Raw genomic sequence first — 15,366 nt, forward strand, 5'->3', positions numbered from 1 at the left:
GGACGGCTTTGCAAAACACTGAAGATCTTCTTTACAAACTATTGGCAGGCCAGCTGAAATCTGTCGGATTTTTTACGGAAAACGAAACGCAGCCTGTCATGCAGGGGTTTTACGGCAGGTGGCTGGAAGAAAGCATCTCCATCTTGGTGCAAAAAGGCTTTTTGAAACAGTCAGGCAGTACGTATGTGTTAACGGGTCCGATAGAGCGTGCGGACGTTCTGTGGCAAGAATGGGATGAAAAGAAAGCTCCTTTACTCAAGGACAGCAGCAAACAGGCGATGATCACCTTAGTGGAGACCGCTCTCAGAGCTTTGCCGGATATTTTATCCGGCAGAGTTTCTGCCACTGATGTTCTGTTTCCCGATTCCTCAATGGAATTGGTGGAAGGAATCTATAAAAACAATGAAACGGCAGACTACTTTAATGAGGTGCTCGCTGACACATTGGCGGCTTTCATTGAAGAACGCCTGAAAGAAGACCCGAACGCGGAAATCCGGATATTAGAGATCGGAGCGGGGACGGGCGGGACAAGCGCGGCCGTTTTCAAAAGATTAAAAGAGTACAAACATCATGTGAAAGAATATTGCTACACCGATCTGTCAAAGGCCTTTTTCATGCATGCTGAAAAAGAATACGGTCCCGACAATCCGTATTTGACTTATAAGCGGTTTAATGTGGAAGAGCCCCCGGCTTTGCAGGGTATAGAGGCGGGCGCATATGACGCGGTAATTGCGGCAAATGTGCTTCACGCGACAAAAAATATTCGGCGGACGCTTCGCAATGCCAAAGCGGTGCTTAAAAAGAATGGGATTTTGCTATTAAATGAGATTAGCAGCCATTCGGTTTATTCTCATCTGACATTCGGTCTTTTGGAAGGCTGGTGGCTGTATGAAGACGCCAAACTGCGCATTCCCGGATGCCCGGGGCTGTATCCTGAAGCGTGGCAGTCTGCGCTGGAAAGCGAGGGATATCGGTACGTTACATTTATGGCGGAATCGTCACATCACCTCGGCCAGCAGATCGTGGCGGCAGAAAGCGACGGCGTCATCAGGCAAAAGCAGCCGAACGCGCAGGCGGTTGAAGAAACTGCGGCTTCCAAAGAGCCGGCTGATGTCACAGAACCGTCTTTCTCAGTCACAGACCGGACTGTGCAATTCATAAAAGAAACGTTAGCCAAGTCCATAAAGCTTGCTCCCGAGCGCATTCAGCCGGAAACCAGCTTTGAAAAATACGGCATCGACTCCATTTTGCAGGTGAATTTTATCCGCGAACTGGAAACATTGACGGGCGAGCTGCCGAAAACGGTCTTATTTGAACACACGAATACGAAAGAACTTGCCGAGTATTTGCTGGAAACTTACCCGGATAAGCTGCAACAGGCATTCGGAGCCGAACAAGCGCCTCCTGAAACAAAGCATCCGGAACCTGCAATGAATGAACCGGTGCCGCTTGTCACGGAAACGCGGCGGTTTATCACTGAACAAATAGAGCCAAAAGCGCCAAAGCCGGAAACAGAAACCGTCACCGTTAATCGTTCTGATCGTGACGACATTGCCATTATCGGCATCAGCGGCCGCTATCCCGAGTCTGAAACCCTCGATGAGCTGTGGGAGCATTTAAAAGCCGGAGACAGCTGTATTACGGAAGCTCCGGAAAACAGATGGAAATCCGGTCTTCTGAAAACAATGGCAAAAGAAACACGAAAAGAAGAACGCAAAACACGGTACGGCGGATTTCTGCAGCATATTGACGCTTTTGACCATCACTTGTTTGACATCCGGGAAGACCATGTGATGGAGATGACGCCTGAGCTCCGTCTAAGCTTAGAAACCGTATGGGAAACATTTGAAAACGGCGGTTACTCGTTAGAAAGAGTAAACGAATGGCAGGAATCAGACAGCGGCATCGGTGTATTTATGGGAAGTATGTACAATCAATATTTCTGGAATATCCCGTCGTTGGAAAAATCTGCGCTCAGCTCTAACGGAGGGGATTGGCATATCGCCAACCGCATTTCCCACTTTTTCAATTTAACGGGCCCGAGCATGGGCGTTACGACCGCATGCTCCAGCTCACTGAGCGCCATTCATCTCGCCTGTGAAAGCCTGAAGCTTAACAGTTGTTCCATGGCGATTGCCGGAGGGGTCAATCTCACGCTTGAACCGTCTAAATATGATGCGCTCGAACGGGCGAATTTGCTTGAACAGGGAAGTGAAAGCAAAAGCTTCGGAACCGGCACGGGCCTGATGCCGGGAGAAGGAGTCGGGGCGGTGCTCTTGAAGCCGTTCTCTAAAGCGGTTGCCGACAAAGACCATATTTACGGGGTCATTAAAAGCAGCGCGTTGTGCCATAGCGGTGGAAGGCAGATGTACACGGCTCCGGATCCGAAACAGCAGGCGAAGCTCATGGCGGCTTCCATCGACAAGGCCGGAATCAATCCGGAAACAATCAGTTATGTTGAATCAGCGGCAAACGGCTCTGTATTGGGAGATCCGATTGAGGTCATTGCCCTGACAAATGCGTTCGCGCAATATACTGATAAAAAACGTTTTTGCGCGCTTGGATCCGTCAAGTCAAATCTCGGGCATTTAGAGGCGGCTTCCGGCATGTCCCAGCTCGCGAAAGTGCTGCTGCAAATGGAGCGGGAAACATTAGTCCCGACGATTAACGCAAAACCGCAAAATCCGAATATCGCGCTTGAACAAACGCCTTTTTACCTGCAGGAGAAAACCGAGTATTGGGAACGTCTGAAGGATGCCGAGACGGGAGACATCATACCGCGGAGAAGCATGATCAATTCCTTCGGGGCAGGCGGGGCATATGCAAATCTCATCGTAGAAGAATATATCAGACCGAATTCCGATCAGGCCCGTCACGGCGATGAGGAATATATTTTCCCTGTGTCAGCGAAAACAAAATGGAGTTTTGAAGCCTATCTTGACAGACTGGCGGCCTTTTTAGAAAAGACGCCATCTCTTCATCCGGCCGCCATCGCATCCGCGCTGCAAAAAAGAACGCATCATTCGGAGTATCGTGCGGCATTTACGGCTGCTTCCGTTCTGGAACTGCTGGAAAAGCTGGCCGCTTACCGCATGGATCAGCGGAATCTCAATTTCTCCGATTCTGATATTGGCCGGCGTGCGCGGCAATGGGAAAAAGGAGAGAATATCGCGTTTGATCAGTTGCGGCAGGAGCACGCCGTTCATCTGCCGGCCTACGCTTTTGACCACGGGACTTCTTTTCAATTCGGTGAATCAGAAAACGCTGCCGGCGTTCAGGCGGTATACAGTGATGTCGACCCATACGTGAAAGGGCATCAATTCAGCGGAGAACCGGTACTCGTCGGCGCTACATATAACAGTCTGGCAGTCGATCATTTTTGTGATCTTTTTCCTGAAGCGGAAGGAGGACAAATTAAAAAACTGAATTACGCGAGCCCCATTACCGTAAAAAAAGGCGATCGCATCGAGCTGAAAACTGAATCGAAACAAAACGGGGATGGATTTGAACTGAGCATAATGCACCGCAGCCGCACGTCTCCTGATTGGAGCATAGCGGCGTATGCCGAGTGCAGCCCCTATCCGTTTCAAAAGCAGCACGCGGATCTGGCGGCCATTCAGCGCTCTTACCGGGAAGTGGGCCGGATAGATGAGTTATACGGAGACGGAACGGGAACCGTCGTGTGGGGAGAAGAATTTAAAACGATCACCCGCCTGTACAAAGGCTCTGATGCCGTTTTAGCGAAAGTGAACCTGAACAATAGCGACTCACAACAAGCGCATCATTATGCCGTAAATCCGTTCATCGCCAACAGTGCTTACTTGGCCTCGCTTTCTTTATTGGATCAAACGGAGGCGGAAAGCTATCTGCCGTTCGGCATTAATTCCGTCACCTTCAGCAGCCCGGAAGATCTTATCGATTGCTGGCTGCACATCAAGCTGGCCAAACAAACGGGGGAAATGATTCTGATTAACGCAGATGTCATCAGCAGCCGATCGGAAGTGGTGATGCGTTTTGAAGGCTATGCCCTGAAACGGTTCCGCCCGAAAACCGAACAGATAAATCAGCCGGCCCGAACGGCTGTGAAGAATGCGGGAGCACCGATTTCTGCCGGCAGTCTGACAGATGATATCCGCAGCTACGTCCTTGGCAAGCTCGCCAAGATGATGGATGAACCCGCGCCATCTCTCCCGTCTGACGCGAATATCATGGAATTGGGACTTGATTCAGCGAGCCTGATCGGGCTGACAAAAGAGATCGGCCAAGAGGCGGACATCGATGTGAATCCAACATTGTTTTTCGAGTATCCGACCGCGGAGGAGCTGACCCGCCACTTCGCGTCAGCATATAAGAGCAAGTTTTCTCAACTGCTTGCCGATCATAAGCATTCAGAAGAGGCCAGGGTCACGGAAACAGAAGAGCGCACTTTACCGAAGAAACAGCATCCGCCTTGTGATAACGCCGATATCAAGCAAGGAATCGCGATTATCGGTATGTCAGCTCAGTTTCCGCAATCCCCGGATATCCAGTCTTTTTGGGAGCACATCGTAAACGGGGATCACTGTATTACCGAAATTCCGGCGGACCGCTGGGACTGGCGCCGTTACGCCGGTGATGAGAATGACACGAGTCTCAGATGGGGCGGTTTTATTGACGGTGTCGGCGAATTTGACCCGCTCTTTTTCGGAATTTCCCCTAAAGAGGCATCACAAATGGGGCCGGAGCAATTTCTGCTTTTGATGCATACATGGAAGGCAATGGAGGATGCGGGCCTGACAAATAAGGCGTTATCAAGCAGACCGACAGGCGTTTTCGTTGCCGCGGGCAACAGCGATCCGAACAATGGAACAGCCATCCCGTCCATCATTCCGAACAGAATATCATATGCCTTGAATTTACAAGGACCGAGTGAATATTACGAGGCTGCCTGCACGTCAACGCTGGTGGCATTGCACAGGGCGGTTCAATCAATCCGTCATAACGAATGTGAGCAGGCTGTCGTGGGGGCCGCCAATATTCTGCAATCGCCGAAGGGCTTTATCGGTTTTGACTCAATGGGATATTTAAGCAAAAACGGCCGGGCGAAATCGTTCCAAAAAGATGCCGATGGCTTTGTCAGAAGCGAAGGGGCGGGCGTGATCATCATCAAACCGCTTGAGGCGGCAATTGAAGACGGCGATCATATTCACATGGTCATTAAAGGAACAGGAGTGTCTCACGGCGGTAAAGGCATGTCGCTTCACGCACCGAATCCGGCGGGAATGAAGGCCGCGATGAAAAAAGCGTACGAAGACACCGATATTGATCCGCAAACCGTCACTTATATTGAAGCGCACGGCATTGCCTCCGAAATGGCAGATGCGCTGGAGTTTAATGCAATCAAAGCGGGTTACGGCGAGTCTGCAAATCAAGGGGAAAGCGCGCCTTGTTATATCAGCACCGTGAAACCTTGCATCGGGCACGGCGAACTCGCTTCCGGACTGGCCGCCCTTATAAAAGCGGCGATGGCCATGAAGCATCATACCATCCCGGGCATTCCCGGATTTACAGCTGCAAATGAGCAAATGGCCATTCAGAAAAGCCGCTTCCGTTTCACCGAAGACAATCAGGAATGGACACAGCTCACCGACCATACGGGCAGACCGATTCCGCGCCGGGCCGCAATTAACAGCTATGGCTTCGGCGGCATGAATGCGCATGTCGTCTTGGAACAGTACAGCCCGAGCCATAAAGACAAAGAATCTGCGTGTGAACCGCAGCTTATCGTGCTTTCTGCTAAGAGCGAAGGACGTCTTAAGGCGGCCGCAGGTCAGCTGGCTGATTTTGTGCAAACTGGAGATACTCCGTCATTGCGGGATATTGCTTATACGCTTCAGACCGGCCGTGAGGCGATGAACTGCCGCCTGGCACTCGTTGCCCGCAATCAAGATGAATTGCTGGAAAAACTGAAAGAGTACAGAGCATTTTCCGAAGAAAGCAATGGAATGAAAAGCTTCTTTACAGGCAGTCAGCAGACTGGATCAGGAGATATCGGCGTTTTACTGGAAGGGACTCTCGGTACAGTCGTCACGGAGACGCTGTTGGCTGAAAACAATCTGGAAAAACTTGCATTTTGCTGGGTGAAAGGTGCGGATATACCGTGGGACAGACTCCACCAAGGCAAATCTGTTCAAAGAGTGCCGCTTCCGACATATCCTTTTGAAAACCATAAGTATTGGAACGGCGGTCAGTCAGAAGACATCAGCCTTGCACCGGTATCACAGAATCCTCAGATCCGCTGCGAGAGCGCGGCTGACATTGTGGCAGACATTTTGGGGATGGAGCCAGCGGAAATTGATCAAAATAAGCCGCTGACTGAATACGGCTTCGATTCAATCTCCTCTATTCAGCTGTTGAAGAAACTTGAGGACGGAGACAGCCGCATCAGTCTGGAGGCTCTTCAGAAATGCAGCACTGTTCAGGAGATTAGCATGCTGTTAAAAACGAACCAATCGCAGGAGGCGGGCCGAAATTTTCCAGAACTCGTCAAGCTGAATGATAGAGAAAAAGGCCGTCCTGTTTTTTGGTTTCACGGCGGAACGGGAGGCGTTGAAGCATACCAGCCATTCGCCAAAAAGAGTCAGCGACCTTTTTACGGCATCCAGGCAAGAGGTTTGACAGGGAAAGAGCCGCTGCAAGGAATCGAAGAGACGGCCGCTTCTTATATGAGAATCATCCAAGCGGTACAGCCGAAAGGCCCTTATGACCTCGGCGGATATTCCTTAGGCGGAATGCTTGCATACGAAACCGCGCGCCTCTTGCAAGAGGAAGGTCATACGGTAAAAAGCGCCGTCATGATCGACACCCCGTACAGTGAAAAATGGAAAGAAAGAAAACCATCTGTTAAGTCGGTCATGCTGCAAACGATCAATACGATGCTTACAGCATATCTTAAGCCTGAAAACCTTGAAGAGGCATTAATCAGCAGAGAAGACATTACCGTCCAGGCTGAGGAAGAAGAAGTATTGAAAGAATTGATCGGCCTTGCCAAAAAGCGCGGTCTGCCAAAATCCGAAGAAGCGATCCGGATGCAGCTGGAGCAAATGATGAAGACGCAGCTCGCTTACGGAATGGAAGAGTATGATATGAAGCCGCTGCCTCATCCGGAAGCGCTGCAATGCTACTACTTCCGTAATAAAAGCGGTTTGTTCCTCGGAGATCTTGAACGTTATCTGACAGCAGAGGAAGAACAAATCCCGTTAGACCATGATGCGTATTGGAAAGAATGGGAACGCCAGATGAAACAGTTTCACCTGCTGGACGTTCACTCTTCCAATCATGTCACAATGCTGTCGGAACCAAAGCCGCAAAACGCCATTAAGGCATTCTGCGAAAAACTGTACGCAAACAAAGGAACGATCAGCGCAAATTTCCTTAAATCTTTCAGAAAAAAGCTGGACGAAACACATGAGTTGGTAAAACGGTAATAGAGAACGGCCGGAGCAATCCGGCCGCTTTTTTTATCTATATAGAACTAAATTCACTATGTACTAAATATTCACTACTGTATTGATTTCCGTTTATAAGACATTAAAAAAACCCCCGAAACAGGGGGGCGATATTAAAATCTGACAGGCAATGTTTCAAGCCCTCTCAAAAACACATTTTTTCTCCATGTTACATCCTCGGGTGCGCCTTTCAGCTCTATATTCGGAAACCGTTTTAAAAGCGCGGTAAAGGCAATAGATGCTTCCATCCGGGCGAGCGGAGCCCCGAGACAAAAATGAATGCCGAATCCAAAAGAGATATGACGGTTCGGTGTTCTCGCTATATTTAATGTATCAGGATCATCGAAATATTCCGAGTCCCGATTGGCTGAACCGATGCCGATAAATATCATATCACCTTTTTTAATAGAAACATCTTTATAGGTGAAATCTTCAATCGCCCATCGATTTGCCATCATGATGACGGGAGAGGTATAACGCAAAAGCTCTTCGACCGCCGTCTGGATATTTTCCGGCTGCCGCTTTATCTTCTCCATCTGGTCTTTGTGCAGAAGAAGCGCCAGGGTGCCGGAGCCGAGAAGGTTAACCGTTGTTTCAAGCCCGGCAACGACTAACAAAAACAGCATGGAATACAGCTCTGATTCACTCAGCTTTTGGCCGTCCTCTTCAGCGTAAATAAGCTTGCTTGTCAGATCTTCAGCCGGATGTTTTCTTTTTTCTTCGATCAGTGTTTTCATATATTGTTTAAATTCTTTGAGAGCCTGGTTGGTCGCATCTTGTCCGCTTTCTGACGTGTCGACCATTGCGTTTGTCCACACTTGAAATTTGGCGCGGTCCTCTTTCGGAATCCCGAGCAGTTCGGAAATGACGATAAACGGAAGCGGTGCGGCGAAATCTCTCATGATATCAGGGTCTGCTTTTGTTTCCATTTCATCCAGCAGCTCTTCTGTGATCTGCTCTATCCCGGTGCGAAGCTGCTCAATCATCCGGGGAGTGAACCCCTGATGCACCAAAGATCGAAGACGTGAATGATCCGGAGGGTCTTTTGCCAGCATATGCTCTGAGACAAAATCGATATCTTCACTGACATTCAGCTTCGCGATCAGCTCCTTCGGCATGACCCGTTTTACATCTCTCGTAATTCTGCCGTCTTTTAAAAACGCCATACAATCATCATAACGCGTGATGAGCCAAGCCGGAAAGGTGCCTCCGAAACGCTGCAGTTCGAATTTATGTATGGGGTCCTGCTCTCTGAATCTGCTTAAAACCGCAAAAGGGTTTTCGTGAAACTCGGGTGAGTGTGGGTGAAACATTGTTTTTTCCATCTGGATTTCCCCGCCTTCATGTTTTTGAAAAGACATAACAAACAGCCGGTGCCTGCCGACCGGACGGCATTCCTCCTTTTATCTGCCGAAGACACTGATCACAACGGCTCATAAGTATGACTAAAATATATAAGGAAACAGAAGCCGGTTCAATAGACAAATCGTAAAGCCGCCATTTTCGTTGATTATCAACAAAACAGCAAACTTTTTTTTCCATTTCATCATGTGTGTTAAATCCGGCTAATATACATATTTACGCTTCATATCAACTTCTTAAGGAGGATGTGAATGAATGCGTTTATGAAATGGGCGGCAAGTCTGCTTTTGGTGATCTCTCTTCAGGTCGGCCTTACGGGCGCCGGCATCCATTCGGACAGTGCTGCTCGTGCCGCATCCCGATACGATCAGGTGCTGTATTTCCCGCTGTCAAAATATCCGGAGACGGGAAATCATATAAAAGACGCCATTTCGGCAGGTCATTCTGAGATTTGTACAATTGATCGGGGCGGAGCGGAGAATAGAAGGAAAGAATCATTGAAAGGAATTCCGACAAAGCCCGGGTTTGACCGTGATGAATGGCCCATGGCAGTCTGCACAGAAGGCGGGGCGGGGGCTGATATCAGATATGTAACCCCGTCGGATAACCGCGGGGCCGGTTCATGGGTTGGAAATCAAATGAGCGGATACTCCGACGGCACGAGAGTACTATTTATCGTTCAGTAGCTTCTCCGGTTCGCCGGAGTTTTTTTATGCTCTGAAAAAGCGGCACGCCGGCTGGACATATGAAATGGCAAAGAGTAAACTTATATGTTGGAATCAGCATGAGAAAGGATTGGATCACATTGACAGTGACTACATACCGAAATATTGCACTTTTACTTCTTTGTTTAACAGCGGGAATTGTGGATGTGATCGGTTATTTAAGCCTGGGACATATCTTTACCGCCAATATGACGGGGAACATCGTTCTGTTCGGCCTGGCGATCGGCAACTCATGGCACCTTGCCGTACTCAAATCATTAACCTCGTTAATCGGATTTATTGCCGGCGTTATTGCCGCGGCCCTGCTTGTGGGCAATAAAAAGAAATCATTCTGGCCCTCTGCGGTAACTGCCGCTTTAGCTATTGAAGGAGCCGTTTTGCTGCTGTTTGCTTTGTTCTCCTGCTTTTTTGCAGACGCCATTTCTGTTTATGTGCTGATTATGCTGCTCAGCTTCGCAATGGGAATGCAGACGACAGCCGCGAGAAAACTTGGTGTAGCGGGGATTTCCACGACCGTATTAACGGGAACGCTCGCTAATTTTTTTGAAGATCTCACCGCAAGGTTTTACAAAGCGGACAAGCGGAAGCAGTTTACGAGAGATGCTGTTTTGCGCGCGCTTGCCTTGGTTCTGTATTGCTTTGGGGCGGTCATCGGCGCTTTTGCCGAACCGGATTATAAGTTTGCCGTGATCTGGCTTCCGATTATCATTATTTTAGGCATTATGCTTTGCGCATTCACGATGTTCCACGGATATTCTGAAGAAAAAAACCAATAAAAAAACGCCGCTGGTTCAGGGCGTTTTTTCTTTTTATTGCTCTTTCCGGGTCCCGATTGTATACACGGCCCGATCTGTATGTACTTTTAATCCGTCTTGCTCCTTTTGGATGGTAATATCGCCGAGCAGAGGGATTTCATACGCATCTTGAGGAAGCGGGACATTTCCTTCCTCCGTATAGGTTGTGCCGTGCCCTTTTAAGACGAGCTCTTCGTCCGCTACATAGTCATCGGGATGGTTTGTCCGGCGGACGAGAACATCATCAAGGTGAAGCATGATCTGGTCCATATCAGAAATCTCGTTTCGGCTGTCTGTCAGCTCTCCTTTTCTGATATCAAGCGTTTGTCCGATCTGTTTTTGCAGCCATTCAGACAATTCGGTGTTTGTAAGTGCCATTGTGATTCCTCCTTTTATCTACACCATACTTATTCCCTATTTTTTTAGAAATACACTGCCTTGATTGATCTTTTTTTCTGACAGCCGGTTCTGAAGCATTCCGAGTTCCTTCATTATAAATGTTTCATCTGTTCACCTGAAAAACGGAGTCATCTGCAGGTTTAGACGACCCCGTTCTCATGATAAAAAGATTACTCTTTCGCCACGGCGTTTTCAGCGTTTACTGCGCCCGCTCCGTAAATGTTCGGATCTTCATTTGTCCATTGATCCGGACTTTGTTTGATCAGTGTTTTCACTTCGTCAGGCGAAAGCTGCGGGTTCTGCTGAAGGATTAAGGCGGCAATGCCAGCACAGATCGGAGTGGCCATGGACGTGCCCGACAGACTGAAATACAAGGAGCCTACACGGTTTGATTTCTGTAATTTGTCAAGATATGAACGCGGAGAACGGAGAGATACGATATCGACCCCGGGTGCAAGAATGTCAGGCTTCTCTTTTCCGTACACCGTCGGGCCGCGGCTTGAGAATGAAGCGACCGTATCGTCCTCATTGCCGGCCGTATTATTGTCATCATAGGCGCCTACCGTGATGACCTTCTCGCTGACACCGGGGCTTGAAATCGTTTGAGCTTCCGGACCGGAGTTGCCCGCGGCGACGCAGACGACGATTCCTTCATTCCATGCCTCTTCAACGGCCTTGACGAGCGGATCGTCCGTTTCTTTATCATATCTGAGCGCATCTCCGCCCAGTGACATGCTGATGATTCTGATCGGATTCTTCGTGTGTTCTTTATTATATTGTATGCACCATTCCACACCTTCAATGATATCAGCCAAGGTTCCTGATCCTGATTTGTTTAAAACCTTGACTCCGATCAGATCGGCTTCCGGCGCCGGCCCCTGATATTTACCGGAAGATGAAGCGCCGCTGCTTGCAATATCACCGGCGCAATGGGTGCCGTGCCCGTTGTCGTCATACGGTTCTGTCTTTTGGTTGACGAAGTCCGCAAATCCGATAACTCTGCCTTCTAAATCGGGATGCTGATAGATTCCGGTATCAATAACGGCGACGGTTACGCCTTTTCCTGTTAATACGGTGCCGTTACGGGTCACTTCTTTTGCATGAGACGATTCAGCTGCCGTATCAAGGAGCGCTTTTACTTCACGGTTTAAATAGATTTTACGGATATCCCGGCATTGCGAAAGAAGCATGTGAAGGGCGGACGGAGTGACTTCGGCGCTGCAGCAATTGATTGTTTGAAACTGCTTTTTTATGGTGCAGCGTTTTTCTTTTGATAAGACCTGTCCTGTGCTGTGAAAACCGGATTCATGACAGCCCTCTTCAAATTCAATGATGACTGACATTTTCTTTCTGTTTTTCACCTTTTTTTCGAAAAACTTGTGTAAAAAGCAAGGTGTCCATTTGAAAGGTTTATATAACTGTAAGACGTTTTCTCTGAGCGGCCAGTCCAGCTTATGAGCATTTGACCGCACCATTTGTACCATTGAGTAACCAAACATATATACTTTTCCTCCCATTCTGGCGATTCTCTCTATACCATATGAACAGGCCGTATGTTCGGTCAGTTTGTTTGTCCTTCAGGAGAGCTGGTTACTTGCGGCTTTTTCAGGAGAAGAAACCGAGTTGAAACGGAACGCGTTTATAATGAAGCCGGCGGAAGGAGGTATATACATGAACATAATATTGAGACATTCCTTGGAAAAACAGCTTCCGATTGATATTATATATATGAAAAAAGACGGCTCCATTTCAAAACGGACCATTATTGTAAAAAAAGGGGATGAGCGGGCTGTAACGGCATTTTGCTGTACAAAAAGGCAGATGAGAACTTTTTTGACGGGCTCCATTCTGTCCTGTGCATTTGCTTCGGGAGGCGGATATTCATTTTTAAAAGCGTATTCTTGATGCCGTCCGTTTCCGGCCGTGAATCTCCCGCCCCTGAAAATTCGGGCGTTCCTCCCTTTTTTTTTGCCCTCTCTCAACCTTTTTTCACTGATGCCCGGCATTTGAGCGCTTGAACCGTGACAATCCATTGATTTTTCGAAACCGGGAAGTTTTTCACTGATGATAATGTTAATAGAATGTTAAGATAAGACCTATTGACAAAAATCCATATAATGAACATGTCATTTTTCAGAAAGGAGCAAAGAAGGAGAGCTGATGAAAAGAATTTTACTTAATGTCATCATTATCGTAGCAATGGTCTTACTAATAAGATGTGCTCATTATGCGTCAGACCCTGATCCCTCGAATTCTTCTGATACATACACAGATTTTAAAGATCTGGCTGAACACGAAGACCCCGATGATTATCATATATCGTACAATAAGCGAAAGGGGAGCCCCGTATTGATCATGTCGCCGCACGGAGGGAGAATTGAGGGCGGGGTGAGCGAGATCGTCCGCTCTTTCAGGGATGATTATTCAACCTACCTGTTTGAGGGATTAAAAGCGCATGATAACCAGACTCTTCATATTACGAGCACCAAGTTCGATGAGCCTTCAGCAGTCGAAAGTATTAAGCAGCACCATTATGTTATCGCAGTTCACGGTTATAAAGGCGACGAGAAAAATACTCTTGTCGGAGGAAGCGACCGGAAGCGGGCGAAAAAATTGGTGAGAGCTCTCGAACGAAACGGATTTTCTGCAGAATTGGCAACCTCAAAAACCGGTCTGGCCGGGGTTGACACCGAAAATATCAATAACCAGGCGCAAACCGGGCTGAGCATACAGCTTGAGATCAGCAGAAAACAGCGGGAAGCGTTTTTTGATAATTTTGATTACCGCGAAAGGGAATTCACAAAAACGGAGGAATTTTACCGGTTTGTCCGTACGATAAAAAGAGTGATCAATCAAGAGTATTCGTGAGCTTAAAAAAAGACAAACCAGTGAAAGATGAGTAAACTGAAAAAAAGGAGGTTTGTCCCTTGGCAAAACATCACTTTTATTTAAAAGCAAATTGGCCCGGAAATCGCAACGACGTCGGCGATATTAAAAGCGGCCGGCTGGAGACGGCTGTGTCCATTCCTAAGGAAATGGACGGACCCGGAGAAGGCACAAATCCTGATGAAATGCTGCTTGGAGCGGCCGCGACCTGTTATATTATAACGCTTGCGGCGATGATGGAAAGAAGCGGCCTGGATAAAGAAGATCTACATATGGAATCTGAAGGAATTGTAGACGTCACGAATGGTGTGTTCACGTACCAGAAAATCATTCACCGCCCGTTTATATTATTAAAGCCGGATGCAGCCGAAACGGATTTTACGCTCGCCAGGAAGTTAGCGCAAAAAGCGGAGTCCTCATGTATGATTTCACGAGCGGTCCAAGGAAACGTGGAGATGGAGCTTGAGGTTGAAGTAAAAGCTGCCCGCGCTTGACGAGTTCAAACGGTCAGCTCCGGGCCGTTTGATTTTTTTTAGCTTTTTGAGACTTGGAACGGTTCAGCAGGATGACGCCCGTGATGACCAAAACAAGCCCGATCATCATTTTGACTGTCATGGCCTCCTTAAAAACAAAAAAGCCGACAATTGCCGTTAAAGCGGTGCCGACACCTGACCATGTCGCGTATGCGGCGGATAAATCAAGGCTTTTCAATGAGAAGCTCAAAAACATAAAAGAGGCTCCGATTCCGGCAATGACGCCGAGAGCGGGCCACAGGTGCGTAAAACCGTCCGACAGCTTCAGCATCGTGCTCCCGAACACTTCTGATACAATGGCTAATGCCAGGCAGAGTAATCCTTTCATCAGCATGCCTCTCCTTTCTACCAATTCATCAAAATGACACCGGCCAATAAGAAAAAGAGTCCGATGACGGCCTGCTTGTCCAGTTTTTCATGAAACCATTTCGCTCCGATAATGGATGCGAGCACCGTTCCGGCTCCGCTCCATGTTGCATAGGATAAGCTGAGCGGAATGAGATTCAGTGTCAGTGAAAGCATATAAAAGGCCAATGAATAGCCTGCCACTACAAGCGCGCTCGGCAAAAACCGCGTAAATCCGCGGGAGACTTTCAGCATGGCCGCGCCGATTGACTCTGATAAAATAGCAATTGTGAGGAAGATATAACCCAGAATCATATCAAATCCCCCTCTCATCATAATCCTTATGCCTTTTGTTTAAGGCAGTAAAGTAAAATAATATCCGAACTTTGCCCGCCAAGTCAAGACATTAGACCTATACAAAAAGGCCCCCGGGGAGGAGCCTTTTTGATTCGTCAATAGAAATACGGATAGCCGTAGCCGTAACCCCCGTACAAGTACGGATTGAATAAAGCGCTTCCGACAAGCCCCCCGACAAGCCCTCCGAAAAACGGTCCGCCGTAAAAACCAAACGGCCGTCCGAATCCATAACCAAACCAAGGCCGGCCAAATCCAAAACCAGGCCGTCCGAATCCAAATCCGAATCCGGGCCGTCCGAATCCGAAGCCCGGCCGGCCGAACCCAAATCCAGGCCGCCCAAACGGTCTCATATCACTATCTACTGCGTATGTGTATTCTTCATTCATAATTAAGGTACCTCCAAGAATAAATTTGAGATGATAACAGAGTATTCAGCCCACCAATTTTTGATTGGGCGTTTATCAAAAAAATAAAGGAG

The 15,366-nt window shown here is 48.2% G+C and carries 12 protein-coding genes; 6 read left to right on the forward strand and 6 right to left on the reverse strand.

Translation table 11 applies throughout. The features are described 5' to 3' along the window. Positions 1-8 precede the first annotated feature (8 nt). Positions 9-7,466, forward strand: coding sequence for a beta-ketoacyl synthase N-terminal-like domain-containing protein (locus NYE50_RS09540; RefSeq protein WP_159354189.1), 7,458 nt, complete (start codon positions 9-11; stop codon positions 7,464-7,466). A gap of 134 nt (positions 7,467-7,600) precedes the next feature. Here the strand turns inward: NYE50_RS09540 and NYE50_RS09545 are convergent, their stop codons facing one another. Beyond that, positions 7,601-8,812, reverse strand: a complete 1,212-nt coding sequence (locus tag NYE50_RS09545; RefSeq protein ID WP_128496646.1) for a cytochrome P450 family protein — start codon at positions 8,810-8,812, stop codon at positions 7,601-7,603. A gap of 288 nt (positions 8,813-9,100) precedes the next feature. Between NYE50_RS09545 and NYE50_RS09550 the strand changes: the two genes are divergently transcribed. Then, a complete protein-coding gene (locus NYE50_RS09550; RefSeq protein WP_021493650.1) occupies positions 9,101-9,535 on the forward strand; it encodes a NucA/NucB deoxyribonuclease domain-containing protein in 435 nt (144 codons plus the stop codon). Between the two features lie 59 nt (positions 9,536-9,594). Continuing rightward, on the forward strand, positions 9,595-10,350 hold the full coding sequence (locus NYE50_RS09555) for a YoaK family protein (RefSeq protein WP_022553315.1): 756 nt from the start codon (positions 9,595-9,597) through the stop codon (positions 10,348-10,350). Between the two features lie 33 nt (positions 10,351-10,383). Here the strand turns inward: NYE50_RS09555 and NYE50_RS09560 are convergent, their stop codons facing one another. Both NYE50_RS09560 and NYE50_RS09565 read right to left on the reverse strand, forming a co-directional pair. Beyond that, complete coding sequence (locus NYE50_RS09560) at positions 10,384-10,746, reverse strand: hypothetical protein (protein WP_007410383.1); 363 nt, start codon at positions 10,744-10,746, stop codon at positions 10,384-10,386. A 191-nt stretch (positions 10,747-10,937) separates the two neighbouring features. Further along, complete coding sequence (locus NYE50_RS09565; RefSeq protein ID WP_128496648.1) at positions 10,938-12,266, reverse strand: S8 family peptidase; 1,329 nt, start codon at positions 12,264-12,266, stop codon at positions 10,938-10,940. Positions 12,267-12,438: 172 nt separating this feature from the next. Between NYE50_RS09565 and NYE50_RS09570 the strand changes: the two genes are divergently transcribed. The 3 genes from NYE50_RS09570 to NYE50_RS09580 all read left to right on the forward strand — a co-directional run bounded on the left by NYE50_RS09570 (position 12,439) and on the right by NYE50_RS09580 (position 14,147). Next, positions 12,439-12,672 carry a hypothetical protein gene (locus NYE50_RS09570; RefSeq protein WP_095272140.1) on the forward strand — a complete coding sequence of 78 codons (234 nt, stop codon included), beginning with the start codon at positions 12,439-12,441 and terminating at the stop codon, positions 12,670-12,672. Positions 12,673-12,927: 255 nt separating this feature from the next. After that, positions 12,928-13,635 (forward strand): poly-gamma-glutamate hydrolase family protein, encoded by a 708-nt coding sequence (locus tag NYE50_RS09575; RefSeq protein WP_014417828.1) that lies wholly within the window; start codon positions 12,928-12,930, stop codon positions 13,633-13,635. 59 nt (positions 13,636-13,694) lie between these two features. Then, positions 13,695-14,147 carry an OsmC family protein gene (locus NYE50_RS09580; RefSeq protein ID WP_014305039.1) on the forward strand — a complete coding sequence of 151 codons (453 nt, stop codon included), beginning with the start codon at positions 13,695-13,697 and terminating at the stop codon, positions 14,145-14,147. Between the two features lie 13 nt (positions 14,148-14,160). Here the strand turns inward: NYE50_RS09580 and erbB are convergent, their stop codons facing one another. From erbB to NYE50_RS09595, 3 genes are all read right to left on the reverse strand, one after another. Continuing rightward, the gene (gene erbB, locus NYE50_RS09585) at positions 14,161-14,514 is read right to left on the reverse strand and encodes an SMR family multidrug efflux transporter EbrB (RefSeq protein ID WP_007410379.1); all 354 of its coding nucleotides are present in this window, start codon (positions 14,512-14,514) and stop codon (positions 14,161-14,163) included. A 17-nt stretch (positions 14,515-14,531) separates the two neighbouring features. Beyond that, positions 14,532-14,846 carry an SMR family multidrug efflux transporter EbrA gene (gene erbA / locus NYE50_RS09590; RefSeq protein WP_007410378.1) on the reverse strand — a complete coding sequence of 105 codons (315 nt, stop codon included), beginning with the start codon at positions 14,844-14,846 and terminating at the stop codon, positions 14,532-14,534. 137 nt (positions 14,847-14,983) lie between these two features. Then, positions 14,984-15,238 carry a hypothetical protein gene (locus NYE50_RS09595; RefSeq protein ID WP_370530899.1) on the reverse strand — a complete coding sequence of 85 codons (255 nt, stop codon included), beginning with the start codon at positions 15,236-15,238 and terminating at the stop codon, positions 14,984-14,986. Positions 15,239-15,366: the final 128 nt, after the last annotated feature.

Origin of the sequence: Bacillus sp. EU55 (genome assembly GCF_038005925.1) — a bacterium.
Lineage (GTDB): Bacteria > Bacillota > Bacilli > Bacillales > Bacillaceae > Bacillus > Bacillus velezensis.